Annotated in this window: 2 rRNA genes; both read right to left on the bottom strand. The window is 43.2% G+C overall.

What is annotated here, in order from left to right:
- Window positions 1–323: ribosomal RNA gene (locus tag A3712_RS23950) — 23S ribosomal RNA — on the bottom strand; the annotation flags it as partial.
- A 343-nt stretch (window positions 324–666) separates the two neighbouring features.
- A 16S ribosomal RNA gene (locus A3712_RS23945) occupies window positions 667–829 on the bottom strand; the annotation flags it as partial.

The following is an 829-nucleotide window of genomic DNA, read 5'->3' as shown; positions in this document are numbered from 1 at the left end:
ATCACCCTTTATTGCGCCACTTTCCAGAGCCTTCGTCTGTCTCATTAAAAGCTTCAGGGCTAATCCAATTTCGCTCGCCGCTACTTTCGGTATCTCGGTTGATTTCTCTTCGTCGCGGTACTTAGATGTTTCAGTTCCCCCGGTTTGCCTCTTGCTGCTATGTATTCACAACTAGATACTTACTTGTGTAAGTGGGTTTCCCCATTCGGAAATCCCAGACTCAAATGACTTTTACTGTCTAATCTGGGCTTATCGCAAGTTAATACGTCCTTCATCGCCTCTGACTGCCAAGGCATCCACCGTGTACGCTTAGTCACTTAACCATACAACCCGAAAGGGTCTTATGTATGGCAACTAACCAAGGTTTTTGGTTGTAATAAGAAGGGTTAGTTCTTATTACGTGTTTGCCGGACTCAATGTGATTCAAATTAGATTTGAATCGAATACAAGACACTTGAATGTGTTTGTGTTGTGTTTATCCAAAGGATAAACATTGAGAACTTTTAATTTGATTAACTCTTAGAGTTAATCAGTCAGCTTTCCAAATTGTTAAAGAGCATAAAGCAAAAAGCTTTAATCAATAACTCGCGTTATTCATTAAAGCTCTGGCTTTAACTCAATCTAAACCATCAATCTGTGTGGACACTTATCGTGAATATCTTCGTATAAGGAGGTGATCCAGCCCCAGGTTCCCCTAGGGCTACCTTGTTACGACTTCACCCCAGTCATGAACCACAAAGTGGTGAGCGTCCTCCCCGAAAGGTTAAACTACCCACTTCTTTTGCAGCCCACTCCCATGGTGTGACGGGCGGTGTGTACAAGGCCCGGG

Origin of the sequence: Vibrio sp. HI00D65 (assembly GCF_001635455.1) — a bacterium.
In the GTDB taxonomy this organism is placed as follows: domain Bacteria; phylum Pseudomonadota; class Gammaproteobacteria; order Enterobacterales; family Vibrionaceae; genus Vibrio.
The sequence above is the reverse complement of the archived record's forward strand: the minus strand, read 5'-3'. Positions and strand labels throughout refer to the sequence as shown.